We start from the raw sequence: 26,695 nt of genomic DNA on the forward strand, positions 1-26,695 counted from the left end.
GTTTTTATGGGAAAAAGACCAGAACAGGATATATTAAATATAATACTATTCTTGTTTTTCTTTGCACAAAATACGTTAAAACGGATATTATTTGCGGGAAAATGTGGTTTTAGTTCATTCCATTCGATAAAAAGATAGAAATGTGCTTTTTAAACTCACTTATTCTGATCAGTTATTTTCTTCAGGGAATCGATCTCTTTTTTCATTTCGATCATATAAAGGGTTAGTTCTTCAACTTTCTTCAGCAGTATGCTATTCATTTCCCCCAGATCCTGTCCATTTTGTTCGACCTCCCGGGCCGGGGGGATTTCCGGCAGATGCCGGTGTTTTTTGATGAAGGCCTCCACATCGTTCAGCGGTGCCAATTTATACTCCGGGTGAAAGACATAATCCGGCCATGCCGAAAAGGATTTCACTTTTATTTTGGTAAAGACGGCATCTCCGTTCACTGCCAGTTTGTACCCTTTGGTATCTTTTGTGCCGATCCCGATGTTCTGCGTCAGCGGATGAATAAACAATCCATCACGATTCAGCATATCGGCAACGCTTGGCAGCCATGTCTGATCTTCCAATACGGAAAGGTAAGGCAATGCCAGGTACACTTCTATGTTGTTGCCTTTTAATCCCATGGAAAACACGTTGGTGGTCAGGGAAGTAGTCCGCGAGGTATTGATGACCTGATCGATATAATACCAACCATTGGGTCCCGCATCTGCCGTTGCTTTCAACAAGGTGTAGCCACCCCAATAAATATTTGCCAATCCGGCATCCGTACCGAAGCTTACAGATTCTCCGGCTACGATCTTTACCCAGGCCCGCAAACGCAATTTGGAGGTCAGCACATTCCTTTCAAAAGGGAAATACATCATGGTGCTTGCTCCGGTATTATCCCCCGTGATCTTCAGTATTTTGCCGCCGGGATAGTTTAACCACCCGTCAGCCAGTCCACCCCTGTAAACCCTCGGGCCTTTGTTGTAGACACCGTACCAATAGGGGTTCTGCTGCGTAGCGACATCCACCGTTGCCGCGGCGCCTGCGGGAGCTGAAGGAAGATAAGGCCCTTCAAATCCTTTCGTATAAGGGTGCATGGCAGTGAGTGTCAAATTACCGGAAACCGAAAAACCGGCCGGTACAACACCATCCAGAATATCCATGTATGAGTTGCGGATCAGGTTGGGCGACAGGGAATTTTGGGCGAACAATACAGTGAATGTGTGCATGCACAGGAGTGTCGTAATAAATATCCGTTTCATTATTGTATAGATTTATTCGTTGCGGCATTTTCAATTTTCCCCAACCGTTTTTCCAGATCGTCATACCGTTCTTTCATCTGCCTGTTTTCCTTTTCTATGTCGATGAGATACAGCGTTAATTCCTCTATTTTTTGCAAGAGTTTTTTGTTCATGTCACCAAGATCGATACCATCACTGATCACTTCTTCTTCCGAGGGAATGTCCGGCAAATGTTGATGGGATTTGATGTAGCGTTCCACTTCAGCCAGGGACGGAAGCGGATATCCCGGCTGGAAAACGAAATCCGCCCAGGTGCTTTGCGTGACTTTTACCTTGCGTGCGCCGATGGTGCCTTCCACTGCTAATTTGTACGTACCGGGGTAATTGGTGCCGATGCCGACACTGCCGCCCCCGTTCGTCATCAGGATGTTCCCGGAGGAGCCGGAATTCATATATATATTTTTATTCGTGCCATTTGGATTGGTTTCCAGATCCAGATACCCTTCGTTACTGCCGCGTATTTTACCTGCGGTTGCACCGCCGAAATAGGTCCAGTGATTATAAGCGTTCCCCAATATTGCGGCAGCGATCTCTCCGTTGGCTTGTGTAACAGCGCTGGCTACATGCAATCCGGCTACCGGGCTCCCTGCGCCGATCCCCACCCTTCCGGCAAAAACATTCTGGTATGGCACGAGTACGGAAGCCGTGGCAGTGCCCGACAGCGCTTCATCTGCAACCGTCCAACCCTGGAAGTTGGCGGCAGTTTCGGCTGTCATGCCTTGGGCAAATGCCTTTATGGAAAAACGCTGGTAGTAATCTTTACTGTTGATAAAAATAACCACTTTACCACCTTCGTTAGCGAGGTAAATGGGCGGTGTGTAAGCACCGTATGAGGAGAGCTTCGCATTTGTGAAAGCTCCGTTGTAGATGTAGTAGGTCAGCAGCAGGCCGATAGGATTTGCTGTGCCGTAATTATATCCTTCAAAGATCAGCGTCGGCATCTGGCTGGAATTGGTGAAAGGCATGTTCGTTTTGATCTTTACACCGTTTACAGGGGTGTTGTTCAGGTTATAGGTCAGGATATCGTAATGCTGGGCCTGGGTTTTTACGGTGATCATCGCGATCAGCAGCAGGAGGATGGGTATTCTGAGCATAAGGATAAATTTTCGGGTTATGTTGATGTTTAGGTTATGCTGATGTTCGGGCTATGTTTGGTTTCGGGTGATGTTGTTAATGTTTAGCCTATTTTGCTTCCTGTCGGGATTCCAGCGCTTTAATGAAAGCCTAAACTCCTGGTTTCCGAGTAACCTTCTATCCAGTCATACTGAAAATTACTATTTGACAGGAACAACAGACCCTTTTTGTTCCTTTCCGTCGTTACACTGACCTGTGCTTTACACATCAAACCAAACATACCAGCAAATAATATGCAAAGAATATACTTTATAACTACCTTTTCTCTCTGTAACCTTGGGGTCTCCTTTAGTGAAGCCCAAATGCTAATCTGTTGATTTAAAGTACTTTCCCCATGTTGAGCTCTCCCAAAATCGTTTGTCATCCAAGTTAAAATCATGAGCATACTTTCCGTCTGCATTCCTCAGAGTGGAGAACTCGTTAAAATACTGCTGCATTAAATAATTAACTGCTTCCTTTTCATTATAAAAATTTGACACACTGAAAGGGCGCATCCATTTCAAATTAAAGGTATCCTTCTGCCGTATACCAATATAGCAATAAGAATCATAATACCATGAATGCTTTTGATTAGGCACTAATTGTCTATGAACTGGATTTTTTGTCACAACAAAAATTGACACTTTATTATACTCTTTATTATAAAGGATTGTATCAATTTTTAATACTGTGGAATCAAAATACTCTTTACTGTAAAATGAATATTTATGTTCATTCAAAAAATCTTGAAGCTGTCTAGATATGACCGTTTTATCTGCCGAATACATACTTGGTCTGACAGGTACATTATTCAAAAAGTCACTGGGAGTTCTTCGTTTTTCCCCAACTCCTGTTCCATAATTGCATGATCCGGTAAGCACCCCGAATATAATTGTAGTAATAATAGCTAATCTTGAAATTGCTTTCATATTTACCACTATTGTTTAACCCATTTGTTACCATCCCATTTATAAGTACCTTCTGATAGCTTCGAGACCTCATTTAAAAATGTAAAGATTGAATGATCTGTACTGGTACCTGTATTGGTAGAAACATCTCCTTCTCCCATTCCTTTTTGTGTTTCATTGGCAAGCCACCCCATACCTTTTACATTTTTGTTATTCTTATGAATAAACTGCATTGTTTTAATATCCGAATCTGCTGTTAATTCTCCGGCCTGATAAGGATCAAAATCCGCAACCAAAGTTATTCTGACATGATACTCCAACTTATTTTCCTTTATATATTCTTTTAGTGCCTTTACCAGTCCTTTACCAAACGCACCTCCCATACTATGAGTGACAATCTTGATTGTTTCAATAATATTACCATTCTTATCCCTAGCCAGGCTCTCTATTATCTGTTTTGCATCTGCTTTTCCAAATTGATAGCCATACCACTCGCGACCAGCGGCTGTTGCAGAAGCCCTCTTGTCCTCCCCGATAGGATGCCATCCTCCTATTGAGCCATCATAGTATTTTGCATGCGTATCCCCTAATTGGGCCATAACTGCACCATCAAACGATCTATTCCGATTCTCATAAACAGGACTGTACCATTGCTCTCCGTATTTTGACCCCGAATACCTTTCTCCAACCTTTACCCGTTCCGTTGTCTGCCAATAGCTGCTCCCCGGGGCCGAAAAACCAAAATGATTCCCATTTACAAAAATGACAAGATTCCCATCGGGATCAACTGCATTTGTAGGTTGATTTAAAGCGTAGACATATGATGAAGTTGCAAAATACAATTCTGCTTTATTGTCTATCTTATGCCAACGCCCAATCTGCTGATCATAAAATCTCGCTCCATAGTCATACCACTCTAAGCCTCCACCATTGCTGAACTCCTTGTTCTGTAACTCCTTCCCGTTGTACAAGAACTTATTCTCTAATCTGTTGGGAGCTTTGGTAGATATCCCCGCCATTGTCAACCCAAACGGATAATAATGCGTCTCCTCCAACACCGGCCCCGGCATGCTCATCACCATCACCTCATCAAAGTAAACATCCTGCGGCGTCTCATTGCTTGTGTAAACATACAAAAATCCGCTCTTTTGGATCACCATCTTGTCCTGCCCCAACACCTGCACCTCATCCGGCTGTGCCTGCACCTGCCGCACCCCGCTGTTCTCATCCACCATATTGAAACGGTCATCGAACAGCACAAAGTTCAGGTAAGCCTTCGGCCGCTGTCCGTTCGGGTCTTTGCCCGGGTCCTGCTCCTTCAGCCGCTGGTAGTCGTTGTTGAAAAAACCTTCGCTGAACGGGGAGGCATTGTCGCTGAGGGCCGATGTTTTGTCTGCCGCACTCGCGCCACCGGGGGCGAACGCCCGCACCAGCGCTGCCGCCATATCTGCCGCTGGCGCCAGCGGCTGTTTCCGGTCAACAGGACCGGTGGATTTGTAAAACGCTTTGGCGCCGATCGCGATCGTGTCGCCGGCCATTACCCGCAGCACCAGCGAGGGGCCGATCTTCTTGTCAGGGTCATTGCCGTTGAGCTTTGCCACAAATTCATTCTTGCTGGTGGTCTTTTCCTCTTCCGGGTAACCGGAGGCCGCGCGCTGCGGCTCGCATCGATATTGCTGAACAACGCATTCTCTTTGGCGGCGCTTTCCGTTTCCATGCTCGCCATGTACATCGAAAAGTCCGTCTGCTCCGTCAGCACCAGCCGCACATTGCCCAAGTGATCCTTTTCAAAGTAATCGTAGTGGTAGGTCAACGGCTGACCGGTTTGGAACACCGCCCGGATACGGCCCTCCTCATGGCTTACGAACTGCAGGGTATCCCGCTCGTACACCAGCCCGCCCATGTAGTCCGTGGTGGTCACCTTCGCCGGGGAAACTGTTTGATCCGTCACCGTCTTGCGCAACTTTGCTCCCGTGGCGTCATAGGTGTAGGCGATCGTGCCCTTCCCTGTGATCGTGATCAGCTGCGGCAGGTTCAGGTGGTTGTAGGTGATCGAGGCAATATCCTTGTTCTTGTCCTGTTTCAGGTTCCCGTTACCGTCATAGGTGTAGTCGAAGTCCGTTGCGGGGGAGGCATTGTTGGAGCTGTTGTTGCGGCGGTTCTTTGAAGTCGCCCAGCGTCGTGCTGATATCGTTCACACTGTCCCGCACGAAGCGCAGCTGGTTGGTGTTCGTGGTGTACTCATACCGCAGCTGGTCGATCACCGCGGGAACATTGTTCTTGTGCCCGCTCTGCTTCATCTTCAGGATGTTCCCGTTAGCGTCATAGTTCACATGCGGCACCGAGAAATCCATCACATTGCTTTGCCAGCTCCCGTAGCTGGTGGTGCTGTTCTGCTGGGTGAACTGGGCCGATTGCAGCCGGTTGCTCATATCGTAGCGGTAACCGTAGGAGCGCTGGTATTTGTCTGTCCGCTCTTCCACTGATCCCGCGATGTTGCCGTTGTACTGGTTCTCCGTAAGCCATGGTCATAGCTCAGCTCCTGGCCGAACCAGCGGCCGGTGCCGCTGGGTGACAGTACAAAGTCCTTGTTGATGCTCTTCAGCCAGCCCCGGATGTTGTATTCATAAGCCAGCTGGTCGATATAGGTGGTGCCATTGTCCGCTGAGCCGAGCTTTTTGGTTTTCAGCTGCCCCAGCTCGTCATATTCCATTTTGGCCACGATCCGTTCCATTGTGGTATTGTCGTTGAGCTGTTTGCGCACTTCCGTCAGCCGCCCGGCATGGTCGTACTGGTGTTTGGTCAGCACCCGGGTGGCGGGGATCGTGCCGCTGGCCGGGTTTTTATGGTGGTGGTAGCTGCTCAGCACTTTCCCGGAGAAATCGTACCGGGTGGTGACCACCTCTTCTCCATGCTGCAGGTTGTCGGACAGGGTCTGGATCACCCGGCCTTTGGCATCGTACCGCAGGGTGGTCGTCAGCCACTGGTCAGTCCCCAGCACCCGTACTCCGTCCGGTTACCATACCCCGGGTCATGGGGCTGGCGATCAGCGGTTCGGGGTATTGGGCAGCTACCCGGGGGAGTTTGCCGGTATCGGCCGCCGTGTAGGCTTTGGCCCCGGTGTAGGTATAATCATCGTAATACGTATAGGTCAGCGGCTCGTAGCCGGTGATATCAGGCAAAGGGTTGGTCACCGTCACCGTGGTGGTACCGGTGGTCAGCGTGGGGTCGATCTCGGCCAGGAACTCCGCCCCGGTCTCGCTCTCGAAGCCATCCTGGAAGGTGATGCTGTTGCGCGCCTTGTAGCTGGTGATGCCCGCAACCCGCTGGCCCAGCACCAGGTCCGTTGGACCCGGCACCGCATAGCTCTGGCTGCTGCTGCCGGTGGCCGTGTTCATCGTGTCTTGCAGCTGGGCTCTTGTGGCATTGGAGGAATACAGCGCCGTCATCACCGGGCGGTTCAGCCCGTCATAGAAGGTCACCAGCCATTCTTTCGTGGGCGCTTTGGCCCGCTGGGCGGAGTCCTGGGTGAACACCAGCCGGTCACGGTTGTCATAGACCATTTGCACCGGCCCTGCGCCCGGTACCCGTTTTTCGATCATCCGCTGCCGGTGGTCGTACTGGTACTGAAAGCAAAGGCCTGCCGCTACCGTGGACACGTTCCAGTTGCTGTTGATCCGTTCTACCGCCAGCGGCGGGATCACGAAGCGCAGGTTGTTCAGATCGTCATACACGTAATAGGTGCAGAGCCAGCCTGCATGGGCGGTGCCCGGACTGGCGGCCAGTTGTACTTTCTTCAGCACTACCTGTCCTTCCTTGTCTTTGTACTCCACCACCTTGCCGCCGCGCTCGTCTGTGGTCACATTCTTGTAGAGCTGTCCTGCGCCATAGGTAGCCGTGGAGGTCGGGATCGTGCCGGAGGTGGGCATCGTCCAGATCCGCACCGAGTCCGCTGCGGTGTTGACCAGGTAGTCCATTTTCACCGGGCGGTTGCCACCTTCCTTGGCCCAGCTGTTGCCGGGGGCGTAGGTACTCAGCACCCGGTTCAGGGGTGAGGCTTCATAGTCCGTCCGGCTGTAGTATATCGTGTCCCCCATCAACCCGGGGTGCAGTGATGTTTTATTATTGTAAAAAGCCGCCTGTCCGGCGAAAGGCGAGGTCTTGAACAGCCCATCGCTCATATTGCCGCTCTGCGGCACATAAGGCAAATATTGGAACTGTTCCCGCCCGAAGGCGTCATACACCACCGGCGCCACCAGGTCACGCCCGGCAGGGCTGATGCCTTTGCTCACCGTTTGCAAGGGGCGGCCAAGGCCATCGAAATATTGGGTGGACTGTTTTACGTCGGCTACCGGATTGGCGGTGGAGATCACCGCAACAGGGTCGGTCATCGGCTTGCTCGGTTCCCAGGTCCGGATGTAGTTGAGCGTCGGGTTTGTATAGGCCGAGGGCTGCGTTACCGGGGTAGCTGAAGGGCGGGCGGGGCCGCCGGGCGTTTGGGAATAAACGATCAAATTAAGTATAGCCAATAAAGTAGTAAGCAGCCATTGAAGAATACAATAACTAATTTTGTGCATATAAGAAAATTAAATCACTAATATGAATTAAAATACACCAATTCACTATTTCGCTTCTAGCAGAAAAATCCTCTTTCACAATAAGCGCTACTTTAGTTTTTTTAGTTTATCGGGACTTGATATTGATACCCATACTGCTTCAGGATACTCCCATTCAAATCTTTCACAAGCCGGAGTCTGCCAAACCCATCATACTCATAATACGTTATCTGATTATTAACGTCACATTGACTCGTTATACCTACTAGCGGGTCGAAGGTATAAGTTGACATCTGTGAATTCGCTGGATAGAAACGTAGTTCATCTATCTGTCCAGCTACGTTAATTGTATATGCATTGTTGTTTACTATAACATCCTGTTGTTGATAACTCCAACTACTGCCATTCTTAACCCAGTAGCTTAGAATATAGCTACCATTAGTCAGATTTGCGAGAGAGCGGGTATAGCCACCCACCCTGCTCTTTCTCCCTGTTTGGCTATCGTTCAGGCTACTATTCCCTTCAGTAGTCTCAAAGGATGTATGAAACATGTCTTTACGCATGGCGTTAACTACTTCCGCAATAGGATAAATTGCGATATCATCCCACAGATAAGACAGCTCATAATCGTCTGCTTTCTGCTGACGAAGAATATTCCCAACCTCGTCATACTCTAAAAAAGATACACGACTTCTATATCTCGGGTCCATATGAAAAACTCCCGCAGATACATAGCTCGTTGTAAAGGAAGTATAGGGAACAGGATTAACTAATTCTAACGCGTACACCTCGTCTACCATTGACTGATTCTCTTTATAAGTAGTAATCGTACCACCTACTACATATAAATCTCCATTTGGCCTTTTCTCTATAAACAATTTTTCTATCGGCATAGTCACCATATTCCCTTGTATGAGTTGCTGCATCCATACCGGCATTTGTGCTGAAGAATAATCTACAGGATAAGTAATTTTTGTTATTGACTGTTCACCTTTGCTTGTAGATACTTCGACCGTTTTTGGCATCATATTTACGGCATTGTAAGTATTGACGGTATTTCTTTGAAGAAACCCCTGCGTTGCCACCTCCCCCACAACGGACTCTTCCAGCTGAGAAATACCACTGATTGTAGGATAAGCGACCGTTACCGGTATTTTAGACTTCTGAATCGAGTCCAGTCCAAATAACAGACTCCATTCTGATTCGTTATCCCATATGATATTAGTAGAAAAACCAGTTTTCAATCCTAGTTGAGCATTCGTTACGAGCGGATCAGTTATAGAAGAATATGTGTATGAATTTAAGGTACTACGCACAAGTTCCAAAGCCTGATTGTATTTTCCGTACATGTCTGAAATCTCAACATTCCCCCTCGTCCAATCCTTCAAAGTATAAGGAAATGGAAATACAGGAATTATATCATCAGGCGCAAACGAATAATTGTAAGTTGTCCTGCCATTTACGCTGCTATCACCTTCATGTACAATCACACAGCGATACGCTATATAACTTCCTCCGGATGTAAGTAGGGGATAATTCCCGGAAGAACTTCGTCGTAAATAATTTACAGTATATCTTCTGGCTATAGGAGGTACGTTCTCATGCGCCGGCTCTATAGAATTAAACTCTACGGTGAAATCACTTTCAAACGAATTAGACCAGGGCCCGATAAAGGATCCGGACGCATTCCCATCTTCCTCATTCACATATTCAAAACTCCTGACCCTGTCATTACTATGGCTAATACCATCATAATCCACTATCTTTTTGATTCGGAGCCCACCTGCCAACACAGTTTGGTTTACTGGTGATATTGGGTCACCAACCCAGGAAATTTCATAGTAAAAATTGCGAAAATCCACTCCACTCTGTATAAAATTGGCTGTCGTCCGGTAGGTACCATTAGGTAAATAAAGTGTATTGGAATAGTAAGTATCCTGTTCATAGTTTGGACTAACATCCTTAGATACTGTTCCAGGAGTCAGACCAATTATTTTTAAGTCCGCACAACGCAAACCTGGATAGTCGTAATAATCGTTATAATCCACCATGCAACCCAGCAAACCAAAAGACAGATTTATGTATGCACCTCCAGCAACCCTGTTAATCACAAACTCTTTCTCATAATATGTTTGCGTCCCTACCTGATCACCCGACAAATAAGCATATTGATAGTTCTGTGGTGGTGGACCATATGCCCCAGACACCTTGTTATTCTCAAAATAAAAGTCGGTATAACCGCCTGTAGGGTATGTTATTTTCTTTATCACACCATACTTTGTATAAGTGGCATTCGGCATTCTGTCATATCCAGAGCCCATCACCACAGTCGAGCCCATCATCAGTTGTGGTACTAAACTTGCATTACCCACCGCGCCATTATAGTATCCCCAGTAGTCTTGAGAGAATGACCTTCTGTCTGGAAAATTATCATTTTCGTTTTCATAGTCAAAAACATATGGATCCAGTTGCTCAAGAATACCTCCATTTTCAGTTTCTTCACGAATGGACTTAAGTTTTAAGCGGACCTTTTCGGCCTGAATATTATCATTGCAAACCGCAGGCAGCCCCGGGCCACCGAAATATCCATACTGGAGTGTAAATCGTTTTTTCAGCACCCCATTATAGTCAAATAACTCAACCTTATCCAATACCTTTTCTCCTATAAGATCACAACGGTTTGTGTTGGATATAAATAGAACATACCCCCCACGGAAATTGATTCTGCTTAACTTCCGTGAATTGATAGAAATTTCTGAATAACAATCCTGATCCTGCGGAGCAGGATAGTCCCCATAATAACTACCGGAGGAACTCAACCCTATATAATAAGTACTCGAATTTGCGGTGCGAAAAGAAGAAGTAGCATTGTTATTGTACTCGTATTCGATAAGATCTGAACTAGTTCTATTTTCTACCTTCTTGAGGTACCAAGAAGATATGTTATACTCCGGGTTATCGGGACCTCCCGTATTGCAGTAGGTTTGAACATTTGTATATTCCTTTTCAGTAAAATAATAGGTGTTTCCACTTTCTGTCTTTATCGTGAAACCCTCATTCGGAATATAATTAATTACAAGATTACTTTTGGTAATGGTATGAAATTTCTCCGTTTCCTGATTGTAATAGAACTTCCCTGAATAGTTATCGAAACTAAAATAGAAGATGTCTGGCTCCGTATCAAACTGGCCTCTCCCTGCATCTATTAATTTATATCGAATGGATAAACTGTAGTTTGGATCGTCACGATGCTCATCAAGAAACTTTACGGTCATTACAGGATCGAGAAAACCATATTCGTCCGGCAGTCCCCTTACCGAGCGCGATATTGCTCCACCTGCGTTTAATGACCACCCAGTACCTGTCCATGAAGCGACGTCAGACACCTTCATCCCAGAAGCATGATAAGCCATAGAAACTCCGCATTTCAAATCACCAGTACCTATTTCAAAAAAAGGGATGGAAACACTCGGCAGCCCTGTAAATTGGCCAACCGGCACATCGCCAAATTTCCCCAAAGATGCAGCATTTGGAGAGACGGGAACTATCTTCATTGTACCAAGATTCTGATCCCCAGCTTGTTGCCCATAAAGCGAGGCCTTAATAGTTGTCAGCATGAAAGATAAAATGACAAATATCCGCCAGCACTGACCAAATAAATTGAATTGTAACATAGAAGAAATATTAGTACATTAAATTTTAGTGTTGAATATTTATAATACAAACGATCAGATTGACATTAGACAAGTATCCCGAATAATGTATCACTGGGTTTTGAGATAACCCAATTCTGCTAACTGTTCAATACGCCGCCCCTGTTCTGCAACCTTCTTATTCAACTCAATAATATACAACATCTGCTCCTCCACCTTCTGCAACAACCGCCTGTTCATCTCCCCCAGATCCACACCATCCGCCGCCACTTCCTTTGCCGATGGAATATCCGGCAGATGTTTATGTTTCTTGACAAATGCCTCCACCTCCTGCAACGAAGGCAACTGATAATCCGGCTCAAACACGAAGTCTGCCCAGTTGGTCTGCTGCGTCACCTTGACCTTTCGTGCCCCTATGGTTCCTTCCACCGCGAGTTTGTAGGAGCCTGGAGTTGCCGTGCCAATGCCTACGTTGCCATTCCCGAGAATGGTCATTCTACGTGTATAGCTGCCGTCTGTACTGGTGACAAAATCAATCATTGTCCCCAATGAACCTTCATCTGCTATGATACTGATGCCTGCAGCACCTTTCCCGGCTTTCGGGTTGCGCCAGCTGAGTGCAGGGTCATCAAAGAGATTCGCACCAAGGAACACCCGATGCCTGGTATCCGATGTCTGCACAATCCCCCCATACCCAACTCCCATGGGGTCTCCCAGAAAAATGGAAGAATGATCCCCTTTATTGATATGTAGCCCCTGGTTATTTGCGCCAGCGAACAATGTCGGAGAGCCAATGCCCAGACTACCACTAAAATAACTGGCGGTAGTACCATTAAAATAAGCGGCACTACTGGTGGACATTCCCTGTACATTCACATAACCGTCTATCGCTGTTTTAAAGCTGTGCGCGGGACCGCCTGGCTCCTGGTAGGGCAGGGCATTCTCTACGCCGTCATATACCATGGGGGTAACGGCTGCATTGGCATTGTAATAGTATGTGGTTCCACCTCCCCTCATCCAGATGATGATCCTCCCGGAAGAACTGGCCACTGTTGCATCCCGCCAGCCACCGATAAACAACTTTATCGTAGGATTACTGGGGTTGGCCTGCCGTATATCGGCATCGAGAAAACTCGAACCATTTCCCCATCCGGTAACGTGATACCTGAATTTCGAAATAATTGAGCCACGCCAAAGGCTGTCGGTATGAACATTTGTACGGCCAATTTCCAGTTCGGTGGCAATATTGCTGCTCCTGGCGCCATCATAGAACGTCACCGGGTAAAATTTGTCAACGTCTCCATCCACAAAGATCGACCCGGTAACCTGAGCTTTGAGGCCATCGCCGAAAAACAGGAACAGGAACAAACAAATCAAATATCTCATAGGTTACTTATTTTCTGTTTCATTATTTTCAGGCGTCTGCTCCAGTGCTTTCAGGCGCTCATTCAGATCAATCACATGCAGGGTCAGCTCCTCTATTTTTTGTAACAGTTTTTTATTCATCTCTCCGAGATCAATTCCATCCGCCAATACCTCTGCCTCCGATGGTATTCCGGGCAAATGCTGATGCTCCCTGATATAATCCGACAACTCCTGCAAAGTGGGCAACGCATAACCCGGCTTGAACACAAAATCAGCCCAGGTTTGCTGCGTTACTTTTACTTTCCGGGCGCCGATTATTCCTTCTACTGCCAGTTTGTAGTTATAGGGATTGGATGTTCCAAGTGCCAGGTTCCCTTTTTCATCGAACATCATTTTATGCTGCGTTCCACCACCATATGCCTTCGCCATAAAAACGATCCGTCCGCCGGATAAGGCGGGATAGGTAGGATTACCGGCGTTCTCCGCCCATATGCCGGCTATTTGCCGGTGCGCGTCTGACTGGTTGAGGGTGTTGGTGAAGTAAAGCGCGCCTACTTTTGTACCGTTCGTGCTTCCTGCGGGGCGGCTGAGTTCCAATACCGGCATGTTATCTGCATGAATGGAGACCACCCTGTCCGACGCATTATAGGTAGTAAAAGTGTTTTGATTGATGTTGTGGAGCGATCCGGGCGTAATAGTCCCGATCCCCACATTGCCATTGGGCCTGAAAGTCATCCAGGGTGATGCATATGGAGAAAAAGCAGTGGTATTGCCACCGATGTAGGCGTATTGCATAATTGAATCAATCCCATAGGTCCCAAATGCAAGAAGCTTACCCGTTCCTCCATAGGAAAGACTGAATTCTCTTGCCCAGCCACCAGCGAAATTAATATCAATATTCACTCCATAAGGATACGGCCCAGGGTCAGTAACCCTCAAATTCCCGCCACTTACATGAAGTCGCTGCGAAGGTGCGTTTGTTCCAATGCCTACATTCCCTGTAGTCGGAAAAACATTCTGCGCCCGCAAAGGCATCGCAAAAAGGCCAACAAAGCCGAGCAACAAAACAAATTTCATAAGGTATAAATTATCCAGGTTAAAAACTGTACCCTAACCTGAACTTGATCGGGTCGGTACGAGGGATCTGCTGATTGGCCAGAAAATCATACAACAGGATGATATTCCCTTTCAGCTTATTATTGATCTTGTATTTTTTGCTGATACCGAGCAGGGCGCTACGGCTCCACATCGTTACATTCGACAACTGCCGCATATTCTCGAACGGCGTATTATAGTTGAACTCGAAACCTCCATTCACAAAAAAAGTACCTTTCAGCTTGTAATCGGCAAAAGACCGCAACCCCACACCCTGATGGGATATACGGATATTATCAAATCCGGTGCCCAGGCCCAGCTTATAAGCGGCACCAAGACCAACGCTACCGTTCTTGTCGAATTTATAGGCAGCCTGCCCTCCTATGTCCCCCGTTGTAGGAAAGAACTGGGAAGACCGTTGAAATTGCACATTTGTGCCAAACTCCAGCCGTTGCAGAAAGCTTTTTGTCTTCATTTCCTTCGGCTTAAAATCGGGCATATCACCGGCATTGTCCAGATCCGGGAAGTTCTTTTTCAACTCCTCGAACTGTGAACGGGCGGCTTCCATCTGCTGGGCAATAGCCTGCCGCGCATTAGGGCCTCCACTGCCCAGTCTTTGCTGCAGCATCTGGTCCACCTGCGCCCGGGTTTGCAGTCCCTCCAGGCTTTGTTCCAGGTTTGCCCCGTTGCCGGAGGAAAGATTAAAAAGACTGGCCAGCTGGGAGTTCCGGCTGATAAAATCCTTATATGCCGGTACTTTCTTCAGCAATTCCATGGCCTTGGCCTCGGCTTTCTTTTTATCCTTGAATACGGATTTATATTCGTTGATCTGCTGGGCGTAGTAATAGGCTTCCTTGTTGATCTTCTGCAGATCCTTTGTCATATTCGTGTACTGGCTTAGCTGTGCCTTTAGCTGCTGCTTTCGCTCCCGGATATAGTTCTTCACCTGCTCCGCCTGCTGCAGTTTTGATTGCAGCTGCTTTACGCTTTCCATCGACTTGCCGAGCTTGCCTTGTATGTCCTTCGTTTTGCCCAGCAATTCCTTCGATTCTTTCAGAAAGCCCAAAGAGTTTTGCAAGGTATCCAGGTACCCGAAATATTGTCCGCCCAGAACCTTTTGATATTTGTCTGTTTTGCCCTTGAGCTTTGATTTGAGGTTCCCCAATGAGTCAATCGATCGCGTGAAGATATTCTTTGCCGCCAGCGAATCTACTTTAGCCAGTTTGCTTTGCAACTTTTTCTCCTGTTTGAGCATGCGGTCCAGCGCTTTGGCAGTCCGTTTATCCAGTTGCTGCTCAAAATGCCGGGTCTTCTGACCAACCTGGGCGATGTATTTTTCCGGAACCTGCTGTACGCGGGCTACAATGCTATCCTGTGCAAAACCGGGGATGGATAATGCAAACAAAAGGAAGAAGGTTAAAAACGGGTTACGGGTCATTTATTCAGGTATAGATCAGATAATTGATACTAAAAATAGACAAATATTCAGAATATCCTATTCCTCCATTACCTTTTTCTTCTCTTTACCTTTCATCTTGCGGATCACTTTATCTTCATGGATCATATCCAGGTACATCAGGCCGTTGATATGGTGCAAGGTGCAGGACAAATAATAGCTGCAATTTTCGCCGATGATATAATCCAGCGTCATGGTATCCTTGGCAAGGCGCAGTTTCTTCTGCGGCTCTCCGAACAGTGCAGCCAGATCCCTTTCCGTGCAAGAACGTTTTAAGGGAAGCTGCAGCACACTCAGCGCTTTTTCCGCCAGCCCTGCGTCGTCTTTTGTAAAATCAAGGGAAATCGCTCTCGTTTCATCAGGATTGGAGATCAGCCGGAGACAGGTGTTAAAACCGGAAAGCTCCCCTATCCATTGCTCACCCATAAACTCGTAGTTATCGATCTCCCTGATATCGGCACCGGCGTAAAAATCGCTTAGCCGGATGTGATGAAAATCCTGGTACGTGATAATGTCCATAGTATAGTAACTTGATATTGTTTAATAATCGGCGCACTGAAGCCATGGAGAGCTGCCGCGGAAATGGAATATCAGGGATGCATCCAGGGTTTTGAGCCGCATAGGTTTTCTCGGTCTTTCAATAACCGTAACATAAATATATGGCTATTTCTTACATTTTCTAATGCGTGGGGAAAATAATGGGTATGAAGGAGTTATAGGAATTTCCCGACTATGCATTTCAATAATTTATTATAAAAATAAATAATTCATAATGATGTAAATTTCAAATCATCAGTGTATATCTTTTGAAATACAAATGCCCGAACTTTCGCCCGGGCATTCAAATATCATAAGAAAAACCTAAAACCCATCTCCCCCCATCTCTCCTTCTCCTCCACTATCCCCACCTCGCTTCCGCTTGAATATATTCGTATCCATCTTCCCGAACCTCCAGCTCACATTCAGCCGCAACTCCCGCGAAACACGCTTCCGGTAACGCTCGGATTCTGAAAACGTAGTACGCGTATAACTCAGGTCCCGGTCCCAGTTAAAGATATCATTCAGCCCCAGCGACACGGAAAAGTTCTTTTTTTCAAAGAAATCCTTCTTGATAGCAACATCGATCTGGTATTCCGGTGCATCCTCTCCCTGCGGCTCAATACGCTTTGACTCATATTCTCCGGTTACCTGCAGCGTGAGGTTCCACGGCAGCTTCGTATTGCTGTTGATCTTGCCGAACCATACAAAACCCGCATTGCTCAGGTCTTCCGCATCGATCTTCGTTTGCGCGAAATTCACGTTCGTGGTTACATCCCAGTTCTTCGTCAGCTGGTTCCGCATGGTCACTTCCAGACCATAGGAATTACGAACGGATGCATTGATCGGGTATCTCAATACCACATTACGTTCCTGACCATCGAGATTCAATACCGTATCTACAAAAAAGTCAGTAATGGCATTAGGTGTGTTACGGTAATAAATGGATGCCAGTACACTGTGCTTGCGTTCGAAGTCCTTCAGATAAGACAATTCAAAGGAATTGGTGAACTCGGGCTGCAGCGTAGGGTTACCGCGACTGGCTGAATTCGCATTGTATTCGATGTTCGGCAGCAGGTCCCGGAACCAGGGGCGGCGGATACGGCGGCTGTAATTCAGCTGCAGCTCATGATCGCCTTTGAATTTCTGGGTCAGAAAGATGCTGGGGAACAGGCTGATCGGATAATCTATCTTGTAATTGGCGTCTTTCACATTACGCAGTTCACCACTGTAGAATGACTGCTCCGCACGCAAACCGGTCTGGAAACCAAAGTTCCCGAACGCCCCGGTATAACTGAGGTATGCTGCGTTGATCTGCTCCGTATAGTGGTAGTCGTTAGACAATGCCGAATCATACAAAAAAGCCCCGCTGTCGAAATCCCGGCCATAAGTACTGAGCACATTATTGAAGGTGCGGGAGTTCGTCCGCAGGCCGGCTTCTATCTTGGATTTTTCGGTAAGCGGGTTAACGAAATCGATCTGGCCGGTGTAGTATGACGTATTACCGTTCCCGTTAGCATAGCGCAGCTCGGGCTGTATCGGCGAGCTGATCGGCTGGTGCTGCATATCGAAGTATTGCAGATTATAATCATCCCGGTTCTCGCTATTGGCGCGGTTATAGGTAAAGTCGGCCGTCAGTTCCCGCCCTTCTTTTGAAAACGTGCGCTTATACCCCACCTGCGTGCTGTAGTTGCGGAACTGGCGTTTGCTATCGTTCCGCCCCTCGGCGTATCTTACACGGTTCTGATGCTCGTCCAGTTCGTAGATCGTTTGTGCGTTAAGGTTATTAAAGTCTCCGGCGGTGATCCCCTGCGACAGCGTAACGGTATTCCGGTTATCGATAAACCAGTCGAACCCGATGCGCCCGGACTGGAACTTGCGGCCAAACTCACCATCCTGGTACTGGTCCATATAAGTGGTGGTGTCGTCAGACAGGTTCTTACGGAACATATTGGATGTCATGGGCGATCTCCGGTCGCGGAGATTATAATTCATGAAAAGATTGATCTTGCCTTCGCGGACACTGAGGTCTACTCCTGCATTGGAGCTCCTGGTGGTGGAAATACCGGCATTGACGAGGCCGTTGACGCCTGTTTTGCGATTCTTCTTCAGCACAATGTTCAGGATACCGCTCATCCCTTCTGCATCATATTTCGCAGACGGGTTGGTCACCACCTCCACGGAAGCAATAGCGTCCGCAGGTATCTGGTCCAGCGTAAGTGTGCTTGGGCGGCCATCGATAAAAATAGTGGGACTGCCGTTCCGCACGGAAACATTCCCGTCGATATCCACATTAACGGACGGCACCTGGCGCAAAACGTCGGTAGCCGTTCCCCCGATACTTGCGAGGTTCTTGTCCACATTGAACACCCGCTTATCGATCTCCATGGTAAAGGCCGGCTTTTCTCCTACCACCTCTACCGTTTCAAGCGCGGTAGCCGAGGTTTTCAGTCTGATATTGCCCACATCTGTGGAGCGTTTTACAGACACTGCCTGGAAATACGTTTCATAGCCGATGAAATATATTTTCAGGATGTAGTTACCCGGTTTAAGTTGGCGAAAATCGAAATCCCCGTTGGGTTTGGACAGCATTCCCGTCAAAACCACCGAGTCCGGATTCAGTAAAGCAACAGATGCATATTCTACAGGTTTCCCCGTCCGGTCGTCCAATAATTTCCCTAACAATTCAGCCTGGGCCTCTCCTTGTTGTGCCTTGATGTGGATACTGATTCCCATGATCCATCCCAGCAGCAAAATGACAATTTTCCTCATGTTAACTTTTACACAAATTGATATACGATGCGGTTAAAAGTAAGCATTAATGCTACAGCGTGTAATAATAAATGGATGGATGGTTAAACGGCTGCTATAATAACAATTTAATACCCGGGAAGGTTACTGCTGAAAGCCAAAAAACCTTAAATTGCCTTGCTATTTTAAATGCTATACCCATGAAAACAGTACTTGCTATTTTATCAGCCGCATTGCTGATGCAAACGGCTGCGGCACAAGATCCCGTGTATGACAAAAACACAGATACCAGTTCCCCCCGGAAAACGGTCAGCCTGAAGAAATACGGTTATAACGATCCCCGCCTGGAAAAGGTCACTGCTATTGAAGTTTTGCCCGTCCAGTGGGACACAACAAGACTGGGATTTGTACAGGTAGGCCTCGCCAACAAAAAAATAGAGGCGAGACCCGCGACTTCCCACCGGCATTTCCTGCAGGATTACATTAACAACCAGTATGGAACGCAGCTGAAACCCGGTGGTGCCCATCTGTTATGGGCCGTAAAGGATCTCCGGATCAATGAAAAAACATTTGCCATGAATGAAAGGGGCTATGCCAGGCTGAAAGCGGATGCTTATATCTCTGCAGACGGGCAGCAATACACCCTGATCGCGGCGTTCGACACCATAGTAATGCGAAATGGCATGGAGGTCACCTCCCGGCATGATGAAAATATTGCCCGGGTGATCCATTTGCTGTTGAAAACCTCGCTGGATGAAGGATTGCCCCTGCTTGAGACAACCATTGCCTCCCTTCCGAAAGAAGCCGTGATCTCCTCCCAGTTGTCCGCCCTCCGGATGCCCATCCTGGAAGATCAGTTTTATATGGAAGGGGTTTATATGTCCTACGAGGAATTCAAGGCCAACAAACCGTCCATCACGGCCTTCCACGCGGAAAAGACTAAAAAGGAATTCTCCCTGTACACCCTGGATGACCAAAACAACAAAGTCCCCATTAACAACGCCTGGGGCTTCTGCACCAAGGCCGAACTGTACAAGATCGATAACAACAACATCGTTCCCCTGGAAAAAAGCGGGAACGGGTTTATCATCTCCAAATACCTCGAAGACGCCCAACGCCGTAATAAAGCCATATTCATGAACGCTGTGTTCGGAGGCGTCACCGGCGCTGCTATTGCTGCCGGCGCCACACAGGTCTACCTCGTACGGTCCGTCCCCTATATCACCAAACAACAGCCGGAAGCTACCGCGCTGGACATGCTGACGGGAGAATTGACGCTCTAGTAAATCTCCCGGGCAAAACCGGCCAACAGGCCACATCAACCAATGACCTCCGCCCCGGATAACCGGCAATTCACCGGATGCCGGAAATACACCGGGCCTTATAAAAGGAAAAGGATGAACGGAAAGCGGCCCCGGGCAGACGTTTGCGCCAGCTTTTACCGGTAACGGAAAATAGTATCGACCGGTAAGAAAAAAACATCACTATCTATCCAGATAAAAATAAATTTGCAAATACTGAACACTGTTCATTATATTTGCTGCGTAAACATTTTAACATGGGCATTTCTGACAGAAAGGAAAGAGAGAAACAGGAAATGAAGCGCCTGATCATTGACGCTTCCATGCGCATGTTCCTCGAAGAGGGATATGAGAAGACCTCCATCCGCAATATCGCGGACAAGATCGAGTACAGTCCGGGTACGATATACCTGTATTATAAAGATAAAGACGAGCTCCTGCACGAAGTGCAAAAGGAAGCATTCGACAGGCTGCACCAGAATTTGCTGGAAAAAGCGCCCAGCAAAAGCCCCTGGAAACGCCTGGAACAGATCACTACGGCCTATCTCGAATTCGGGCATGCGCAACCGGACCTGTACGACCTCATGTTCATCATCCGGGCGCCGATGAATAAAGCGGAAGAAAGCGGCTGGAAGAACGGGAAAGCCTGCTTCAGCTACCTGCTGGACTGTGTGCAGGAATGCATCGATAAAAAACTCCTCCGCTTCTCCGATCCGGGCATCGCAGCTCTCTCCATCTGGTCCATGTGCCATGGCCTGGTATCACTGAACGTACGGTGCCGGATGAAAGTAATGGAACAGGATGAAGCGGCTGTCATCAAAATGATAGCACTGGCTGTGCAGGAATACCTGCGGTTCATCAAAGCATAAAACAACTGACAACCACGGATACACGTTTCCCTGGTTGTTTTTTTTGATCTTGTTACTAAACAATGTTCATTATGTTATCAAGGATTATTATTCTATTAGTGTTTACAAACATCACCCTGTATAGTCAGGCGCAGCCTTCGCAGCTGGATGGGTATATACAGGAGGCCTTCGCCCGAAACCAGGCCATCCGGCGCCAGCACTTCCAGTTGGACAAAAGCATGTATGCCCTGAAAGAAGCCAGGGCCTTTTTTCTGCCGCAGGCCGGTTTTGCGGCCAGCTACACCAAGGCCGGCGGCGGCAGAACAATTGACATTCCGATAGGCGACCTGATGAACCCGGTATATTCCACGCTGAACGAGTTGACCAACAGCCATCAGTTCCCGCAGCTGGATAACCAGGCCATCCAGCTTACGCCGGACAATTTTTATGATGCGAGACTGCGCACTTCCCTCCCGCTGATCAATACCGAAATATGGTACGCCAAAAAGATCCGGCAGGAAGATATCACCCGGCAGCAAGCCGTTCTCAATGTGTACAAACGCCAGCTGGTAAAAGATGTTAAAACAGCCTACTACCAGTACTATCAGGCGTCGCAGGCCGTGGAGATCTATATCGCCGCCCTTGAACTGGTGCAGGAGAATATCCGGGTCAACAACAGCATGCTGAAGAACGGCATCCGCAACAGTACTTCCCTTACCCGTGCCCAGGCGGAAGCCGAGCGTACGGATGCCTTGCTGACACAGGCCAGGAACGGACAGAAAAACGCAAAGGCATGGTTCAACTTCCTGCTGAACCGTCCGGCGGAAGACAGCATTCAGACAGACAACCTGGCAATTGGTGATCCGCAGATGGTCACCCCAACGGATATACGCTACCGCGAAGAGCTGGTGCAACTGGAAAAGACCCGCAACATGGCCATGCTGCAGCAAAAAATGCAGCATGCGGCTTTCGTTCCCAAGGTCAATACTTTCCTCGATCTCGGCTCCCAGGGATTCAACTTTGCATTCAACAACAATACCCGGTACTACATCTGGGGACTTAACCTGCAATGGGACCTGTTTACCGGCGGGCAGCGCCGCTACCGTACACTGCAGGCTGCCGCAGATGTTTCTATGGCGCAAACAGCATACGACGAGCACATGCAGGCTATGATGCTGGAACTTACCCGTGCCGTTAACGACCATCACACGGCCCGGGCAGCATTTTCCAGCGCCCGGACACAGCTGCAGCTTTCCGAAAAGTACTACCGCGACCAGCTGAAGGTGTACAAAGAAGGACAGCTCCTGTACATCGAACTGCTGGATGCCCAGAACCAGCTGACCAATGCCCGCCTGCAACTGGCGCAGGCTTATGCGGCAGCACAGGTTTCCGCAGCGGAAGTTGAACGCGCCCAGGCCGGATACCCGTTAGCGAACACCCGATAATGCACATGGCAATCATCAAACGAAGTTCGATGATACCCGTAACAAAATAATTATGTCGCCATCAAACGAAGTTCGATGACACCCGTAACAAAATAATTATGCCGTCATCAAACGAAGTTCGATGACACCCGTAACAAAATAATTAAGTGGTCATCAAAGATTTCACCTACCCGTAAAGCATAAACTTCAACATATGAAAACGAACTTCTTCCACATTCCCATGCTGCTCCTGGCCCTGCCCGTGCTGATCAGCGCCTGCGGCTCCGGTTCCGCCGCATCGAAAATACCGGCACAGGCCGCAATCCCCGTAAAACTCCTGCCGCTGAACACCGGCGCAGCACAGGCCGCAATCCCGGTATCAGGCACTTTTACAACAGATGATGAAGTGCTGCTGTCCTTCAAAACCGGCGGCATCATCCAGCGCATCCTGGTCAAGGAAGGCGATGCCATCAGGCAGGGACAGACCGTGGCCGTCCTCAATCCTGTTGAGATAGATGCCCAGGTGCAGCAGGCACAACTGGCCTTTGAAAAAGCGCAGCGGGACCATCAGCGCGCAACCAATCTGTATAACGACAGCGTAGCCACGCTGGAACAGTTGCAAAACGCCCGGACCGCCAAAGAAATCGCCCATCAGCAGTTGCGCACCGCGCAATTTAACCGCAACCATAGCGTCATCACTGCTCCCCGGAATGGCTACGTGCTAAGAAAACTTGCCGCGGAAGGGCAACTGGTACAACCGGGCACACCGGTACTCCAAACCAATGGCGCCGGAGCCGGCAACTGGATGTTGCGCGCCAGTGTAAGCAACACGGAATGGGCCGCCATCCGGTTGCAGGATACGGCATCGGTGGAAGTGGAATCTGCACCCGGACGAACCTTCAGCGGCAGGGTCTCCCGGCGGTCCGAAGGAACAGACCCGGCCACCGGCGCTTTTACCATCGATATCAAACTGGATGGTACAAAACCCGCCAACATAGCCTACGGCTTGTTCGGCAAAGCGGTGATAAACTCCCGCAATACTTCCGCCGCAGGAACATGGCGGATCCCTTATGATGCCCTGCTGGATGGTGACAGCGGATCGGGCTACGTATTCGTCACCAATGACGGTAAAACGGCGCGGAAAGTAAAAGTAACTGTAGCGGGAATGGAGAAAGATAAAGTCATCATCAGCCAGGGCCTCGAAGATGCCGGCCGGCTGATCATCTCCGGAAGCGCCTATCTGACGGATGGCAGCAGCATCCGCGTGATGCCAGACAGCAGCATTCCTTCAACCGGTAAACAACAAGCACCACTCCATCCCTAAAACCTGCCAGATGAAAATTTCAGCATACGCCGTAAAGAACTACCAGTTCACCCTGGTGATCTTTATCATGATCATTGCACTGGGCATCACCACCATCCTCAATATGCCCCGCTCGGAAGACCCGGAAATGCATGCGCCCACCTATACGGTGATCGCGGTCTATCCCGGCACCAGCCCGAAAGATATGGAAGAGCTCATTGTAGACCCGCTCGAAAAAGAGATCTTCGGCCTGGAAAATATCCTGCGCATCCGCACCCAGATCAGCGACGGACTGGCCACCATGCGGGTGGACTATACCTACAGCAGCGATGTGGACGAAAAATACCAGGAACTGGTGAGCGTTGTCAACAACAAACGGCGCGACCTCCCCGCAGATAACATCAGCATCGATATACAAAAATTCCAGCCTTCGGATGTGAATATCATGCAGATCGCACTGATATCAGAAAACGCTCCCCGGGACCTGCTGAAATTCCATGCGGAAAAGCTCCAGGAAAAACTGGAAAGGCTTGCCCCGCTGAAAAAAGTGGACATCTACGGCCTGCCGGAACAACAGGTCCGCGCCGAACTGAACCTGGAAAAAATGGCGCAGATGAACCTGCCGGTCAATAATGTGATCAGCAGCCTGCAGAATGAAACCCTCAGCATCCCCGGCGGCAGCATCGATGCGGGGAACAGGACCTTCAACATCAAGACCAGCGGCAACTTCCATTCCCTGCAGGAGATCGCCAACACCATCGTGTACACCGGCAACGGCCGCAACGTGTACCTGAAAGATATTGCAAAAGTGTACTACGGCTACGCCGATGAAACCTATCTGACACGGCTGAACGGCTTCCGCTGCGTATTCGTGGCCGCCGCGCAGAAAGAAGGGGAAAACATCAGCAAAACACAACAGCTATACAAACCCGTTATCGATGAATTCAAACGCACATTGCCCGCAAATATCGACATGGTGCAGCATTTCGATCAGGCGGAAAATGTGAACAGGCGGCTGGGCAGCCTGGGGATCGACTTTATCATCGCCATCATGCTGGTAGCGATCACCCTGCTGCCGCTGGGGTTCCGGCAGGCCGTGATCGTTATGATCTCCATTCCGCTATCGCTTGCCATCGGTATCATTTTATTGCAATTCTTCGGCTATAATCTCAACCAGCTGAGTATTGTAGGACTGGTTGTGGCACTGGGCCTGCTGGTGGATGACAGCATTGTGGTGGTGGAAAATATCGAACGCTGGATGCTGCAGGGGTATAGCGCCACGGAGGCCACGCTGAAAGCCACGAAGCAGATCGGGATGGCCGTAGTGGGATGCACCGTTACCCTGATCATCGCGTTCATGCCGCTGGTCTTCATGCCCGAAGGCTCCGGGGACTTTATCCGCAGCCTGCCATTGGCCGTGATCTTCTGCGTACTGGCGTCCATGGTGGTATCACTCACCATCATCCCCTTCCTTACCAGCAAAATACTGAAACCGCATACCGGGCATCCGGATGGCAACATCTTCATGCGCGGCCTTAAAAAGCTCATCAGCGGGAGTTATGCACGGCTGCTGGACAAGGCCCTGCAAAGGCCCGTGCTCACCATTGTGTCCACAGTCATCATCTTCGGCGCGGCCATGTATATATTTCAGCTCATCGGCTTCAGTCTCTTCCCGCCTTCCGAAAAACCGCAGTTCCTGATCAATATCACTACTCCGCCCCAATCCAGCATCGCCTATACCAACAGCGTGGCGAAGGATATAGAAAAGGCCCTGCAGCAGGAAAACGCCGTAAAATACTTTGCCACCAATGTAGGTAAGGGCAATCCCCGCATCTATTACAATGTTGTGCAGGAAAACGAGCATAGCGATTTTGCACAGATCTTCGTACAGCTGGACGAACACACCAGTCCAACCGGCAAACTGGCGTTAATAGAAAAACTCCGCAGCGCCTGGACGCCCTACCCCGGCGCCAAAGTGGAGGTCAAGAATTTCGAGCAGGGACCGCCGGTGGTAGCACCGGTGGAAGTACGGCTTTTCGGGGACGATCTGGATACCCTGCGGCGGCTGGCCGGGCAGGTGGACCTGCTGCTCCGGCAAACGCCCGGCACCATCTACGTGGATAACCCGGTAGATCTCCTCAAAAGCGATATACGTGTGGATATTATGCCCGAAAAAGCGCAACAGCTGGGCGTTCCCTTCGTTCAGATAGACCGTACGGTACGCCTGGCCGTAGCGGGACTGTCGCTGGGCAGATACACCGATCATAACACGAACGACTACACTATACTACTGACCCGGGAGCATGATGGCAGGCCTACGCTCGATGCTTTCAACAATCTGTATGTGAACAGCCTGCAGGGCAAGGCCATCCCATTGTCACAGGTGGCTACGCTGAAAATGGAGACCTCGCCGGTGAACATCAATCACCAGGAAAAAAGAAGGGTCGTGTCCGTGAAAGCATTCTTGCAGCAGGGGTTCCTGGCCAACCGGGTAATTGATGATGTAGTGGCGGACATGAACAGCATGCAGCTGCCTGCGGGGTACAGCTATGAAATGGGCGGGGAGGTGGAATCCCGGCAGCAATCCTTCGGTGGTTTTCTTAATGTCATCATTGTTACGGCATTCCTGTTCATAGCTGTACTGATCCTGGAATTCCGGACCTTCAAAAGCACGCTGATCATTCTTTCCGTTATCCCCCTTGGGATCGTGGGCGCAGCCACCGCATTGTGGATCACCGGCAATTCGCTTTCCTTCGTGGCGATCATCGGCCTGATCGCGCTGGCCGGCATTGAAGTGAAGAATACGATCCTGCTGGTGGATTTCACCAACCAGCTGCGGGAACAGGGTAAAAGTCTGGATGAAGCGATACGCGAAGCCGGGGAAGTACGTTTTCTACCAATCGTGCTGACCTCGCTTACCGCCATCGGCGGGTTAATACCGATCGCTATTTCAGATAATCCGCTGATAGCGCCGCTGGCAATCGTACTGATCGGCGGGCTGATCAGCTCTACGCTTTTGTCAAGAGTGGTTACACCGGTGGTTTACAAACTTATTCCACCAAAAGTGCAGGTGTACTGATATGCCGGATCCCG

General features: G+C 48.9%; 19 protein-coding genes. 5 read left to right on the plus strand and 14 right to left on the minus strand.

Features of this window, described 5'->3' with window-relative positions; all coding sequences use genetic code 11:
- Window positions 1–155: 155 nt before the first annotated feature.
- The 14 genes from FW415_RS18195 to FW415_RS18260 all read right to left on the minus strand — a co-directional run bounded on the left by FW415_RS18195 (window position 156) and on the right by FW415_RS18260 (window position 18,747).
- Window positions 156–1,253, minus strand: coding sequence for a hypothetical protein (locus FW415_RS18195; protein WP_148387926.1), 1,098 nt, complete (start codon window positions 1,251–1,253; stop codon window positions 156–158).
- Entirely contained in the window at window positions 1,253–2,386 is a 1,134-nt protein-coding gene (locus tag FW415_RS18200; protein WP_148387928.1) for a hypothetical protein, read from the minus strand. The genes FW415_RS18195 and FW415_RS18200 overlap by 1 nt, the downstream gene beginning before the upstream one ends.
- Before the next feature lie 345 nt (window positions 2,387–2,731).
- Window positions 2,732–3,334 (minus strand): hypothetical protein, encoded by a 603-nt coding sequence (locus FW415_RS18205; RefSeq protein WP_148387930.1) that lies wholly within the window; start codon window positions 3,332–3,334, stop codon window positions 2,732–2,734.
- 8 nt (window positions 3,335–3,342) lie between these two features.
- Complete coding sequence (locus FW415_RS18210) at window positions 3,343–4,914, minus strand: RHS repeat domain-containing protein (protein WP_210420730.1); 1,572 nt, start codon at window positions 4,912–4,914, stop codon at window positions 3,343–3,345.
- Window positions 4,851–5,264: a hypothetical protein gene (locus FW415_RS18215; protein WP_148387932.1), complete on the minus strand. Its 414-nt coding sequence runs from the start codon at window positions 5,262–5,264 to the stop codon at window positions 4,851–4,853. The genes FW415_RS18210 and FW415_RS18215 overlap by 64 nt, the downstream gene beginning before the upstream one ends.
- 148 nt (window positions 5,265–5,412) lie before the next feature.
- Entirely contained in the window at window positions 5,413–5,796 is a 384-nt protein-coding gene (locus tag FW415_RS18220) for a hypothetical protein (protein ID WP_148387934.1), read from the minus strand.
- Window positions 5,742–6,314 carry a hypothetical protein gene (locus FW415_RS18225; protein WP_148387936.1) on the minus strand — a complete coding sequence of 191 codons (573 nt, stop codon included), beginning with the start codon at window positions 6,312–6,314 and terminating at the stop codon, window positions 5,742–5,744. Before FW415_RS18225 ends, FW415_RS18220 begins: the two co-directional genes overlap by 55 nt.
- Window positions 6,301–7,890, minus strand: coding sequence for a DUF6443 domain-containing protein (locus tag FW415_RS18230; protein ID WP_148387938.1), 1,590 nt, complete (start codon window positions 7,888–7,890; stop codon window positions 6,301–6,303). Before FW415_RS18230 ends, FW415_RS18225 begins: the two co-directional genes overlap by 14 nt.
- 101 nt (window positions 7,891–7,991) lie before the next feature.
- A complete protein-coding gene (locus tag FW415_RS18235; protein ID WP_148387940.1) occupies window positions 7,992–11,543 on the minus strand; it encodes a hypothetical protein in 3,552 nt (1,183 codons plus the stop codon).
- A gap of 90 nt (window positions 11,544–11,633) precedes the next feature.
- On the minus strand, window positions 11,634–12,908 hold the full coding sequence (locus tag FW415_RS18240) for a tail fiber protein (RefSeq protein WP_148387942.1): 1,275 nt from the start codon (window positions 12,906–12,908) through the stop codon (window positions 11,634–11,636).
- 3 nt (window positions 12,909–12,911) lie between these two features.
- Window positions 12,912–13,682, minus strand: a complete 771-nt coding sequence (locus FW415_RS25190) for a hypothetical protein (protein WP_210420731.1) — start codon at window positions 13,680–13,682, stop codon at window positions 12,912–12,914.
- Between the two features lie 301 nt (window positions 13,683–13,983).
- The gene (locus tag FW415_RS18250; RefSeq protein ID WP_246858795.1) at window positions 13,984–15,387 is read right to left on the minus strand and encodes a hypothetical protein; all 1,404 of its coding nucleotides are present in this window, start codon (window positions 15,385–15,387) and stop codon (window positions 13,984–13,986) included.
- A gap of 90 nt (window positions 15,388–15,477) precedes the next feature.
- Window positions 15,478–15,957, minus strand: a complete 480-nt coding sequence (locus tag FW415_RS18255; RefSeq protein ID WP_148387945.1) for a hypothetical protein — start codon at window positions 15,955–15,957, stop codon at window positions 15,478–15,480.
- 342 nt (window positions 15,958–16,299) lie between these two features.
- Window positions 16,300–18,747: an outer membrane beta-barrel family protein gene (locus FW415_RS18260; RefSeq protein WP_148387946.1), complete on the minus strand. Its 2,448-nt coding sequence runs from the start codon at window positions 18,745–18,747 to the stop codon at window positions 16,300–16,302.
- A gap of 179 nt (window positions 18,748–18,926) precedes the next feature.
- On the opposite strand from FW415_RS18260, the gene FW415_RS18265 reads away from it, so the two are divergent.
- From FW415_RS18265 to FW415_RS18285, 5 genes are all read left to right on the plus strand, one after another.
- Window positions 18,927–20,009, plus strand: coding sequence for a hypothetical protein (locus FW415_RS18265; protein WP_148387947.1), 1,083 nt, complete (start codon window positions 18,927–18,929; stop codon window positions 20,007–20,009).
- A gap of 275 nt (window positions 20,010–20,284) precedes the next feature.
- Window positions 20,285–20,896 (plus strand): TetR/AcrR family transcriptional regulator, encoded by a 612-nt coding sequence (locus tag FW415_RS18270; protein WP_148387948.1) that lies wholly within the window; start codon window positions 20,285–20,287, stop codon window positions 20,894–20,896.
- Between the two features lie 98 nt (window positions 20,897–20,994).
- The gene (locus tag FW415_RS18275; protein WP_168208876.1) at window positions 20,995–22,320 is read left to right on the plus strand and encodes a TolC family protein; all 1,326 of its coding nucleotides are present in this window, start codon (window positions 20,995–20,997) and stop codon (window positions 22,318–22,320) included.
- Window positions 22,321–22,513: 193 nt separating this feature from the next.
- Window positions 22,514–23,623: an efflux RND transporter periplasmic adaptor subunit gene (locus FW415_RS18280; RefSeq protein ID WP_148387950.1), complete on the plus strand. Its 1,110-nt coding sequence runs from the start codon at window positions 22,514–22,516 to the stop codon at window positions 23,621–23,623.
- 10 nt (window positions 23,624–23,633) lie between these two features.
- Complete coding sequence (locus tag FW415_RS18285; RefSeq protein ID WP_148387951.1) at window positions 23,634–26,681, plus strand: efflux RND transporter permease subunit; 3,048 nt, start codon at window positions 23,634–23,636, stop codon at window positions 26,679–26,681.
- Window positions 26,682–26,695: the final 14 nt, after the last annotated feature.

It is taken from the genome of Chitinophaga sp. XS-30, assembly GCF_008086345.1.
GTDB lineage: Bacteria > Bacteroidota > Bacteroidia > Chitinophagales > Chitinophagaceae > Chitinophaga.

Bases quoted from the DNA above. Each gene is read 5' to 3' on its own strand.
- FW415_RS18195 (WP_148387926.1), bottom strand. From the start codon at position 1,253: ATGAAACGGATATTTATTACGACACTCCTGTGCATGCACACATTCACT.
- FW415_RS18200 (WP_148387928.1), bottom strand. From the start codon at position 2,386: ATGCTCAGAATACCCATCCTCCTGCTGCTGATCGCGATGATCACCGTA.
- FW415_RS18205 (WP_148387930.1), bottom strand. From the start codon at position 3,334: ATGAAAGCAATTTCAAGATTAGCTATTATTACTACAATTATATTCGGG.
- FW415_RS18230 (WP_148387938.1), bottom strand. From the start codon at position 7,890: ATGCACAAAATTAGTTATTGTATTCTTCAATGGCTGCTTACTACTTTA.
- FW415_RS18235 (WP_148387940.1), bottom strand. From the start codon at position 11,543: ATGTTACAATTCAATTTATTTGGTCAGTGCTGGCGGATATTTGTCATT.
- FW415_RS18240 (WP_148387942.1), bottom strand. From the start codon at position 12,908: ATGAGATATTTGATTTGTTTGTTCCTGTTCCTGTTTTTCGGCGATGGC.
- FW415_RS25190 (WP_210420731.1), bottom strand. From the start codon at position 13,682: ATGCAATACGCCTACATCGGTGGCAATACCACTGCTTTTTCTCCATAT.
- FW415_RS18255 (WP_148387945.1), bottom strand. From the start codon at position 15,957: ATGGACATTATCACGTACCAGGATTTTCATCACATCCGGCTAAGCGAT.
- FW415_RS18260 (WP_148387946.1), bottom strand. From the start codon at position 18,747: ATGAGGAAAATTGTCATTTTGCTGCTGGGATGGATCATGGGAATCAGT.
- FW415_RS18265 (WP_148387947.1), top strand. From the start codon at position 18,927: ATGAAAACAGTACTTGCTATTTTATCAGCCGCATTGCTGATGCAAACG.
- FW415_RS18270 (WP_148387948.1), top strand. From the start codon at position 20,285: ATGGGCATTTCTGACAGAAAGGAAAGAGAGAAACAGGAAATGAAGCGC.
- FW415_RS18280 (WP_148387950.1), top strand. From the start codon at position 22,514: ATGAAAACGAACTTCTTCCACATTCCCATGCTGCTCCTGGCCCTGCCC.
- FW415_RS18285 (WP_148387951.1), top strand. From the start codon at position 23,634: ATGAAAATTTCAGCATACGCCGTAAAGAACTACCAGTTCACCCTGGTG.